This window comes from Streptomyces sp. WG5, from assembly GCF_049974565.1.
GTDB lineage: Bacteria > Actinomycetota > Actinomycetes > Streptomycetales > Streptomycetaceae > Streptomyces.
This window is the reverse complement of record NZ_JBNGGC010000159.1, coordinates 1-696: the sequence shown is the minus strand read 5'-3', so window position 1 is coordinate 696 and position 696 is coordinate 1. Positions and strand designations below refer to the sequence as shown.

General features: G+C 73.7%; 1 protein-coding gene. It reads right to left on the bottom strand.

Translation table 11 applies throughout. From position 1 onward, the window contains the following. A partial coding sequence (locus tag ACP4IX_RS36365; protein WP_426558948.1) for an acyltransferase domain-containing protein occupies nt 1-696 on the bottom strand: 696 nt, incomplete at both ends.

The window sequence follows — 696 nt, the reverse complement described above, 5'->3', positions numbered from 1 at the left end:
ACCCCACGACTCCAGCAGCCGGAACAGCGCCACCTCCACCGCGAACAACGCCGGCTGCGCGAACTCCGTACGATCCAGCGGACGCTCCTCCGTCTCGGCGAAGAGCGCGTCCCGCAGCGGGGCGTCGAGGTGCACGTCCATGTGTGCGCAGACCGCGTCCAACGCGTCCGCGAAGGCCGGGTAGGCGGCATACAGTTCCCGGCCCATCCCTGGACGCTGGCTGCCCTGCCCGGTGAACAGGAACGCCGTGCGGCCGTCGTCCACCGTGCCCGTGACGACGGCGGGAAGGTGCTCCCCGGCGGCCAGCCGCCCGAGCATGTCCGCGACCTCCCGCGTGCTCCCGGCCGGGACGACCGCGCGATGGCCCAGGTGCGCGCGTCCGGTCGCGAGGGAATACGCGAGGTCGACGGGCTCCGGGGTGCGGCGGTCCGGCTCCCCCGCCACTGCCAGATGCGCGCTGAGGACAGCTGCCTGGGCGCGCAGGGCCTCGGGGGACCTGGCCGACAGGACGTGGGGCAGAGCGCCGGCCATCCGCGACGAGGGGCCGGCATCATCGGCCACCTCGGCAACGACGACCGGGGGCTGCTCGATGATCGTGTGGGCGTTGGTGCCGCTGACACCGAAGGACGAGATGCCGGCCCGACGCGGGCGTCCGGTCTCCGGCCACTCCCGCTGCTCGGTGAGCAGGGCGATGTC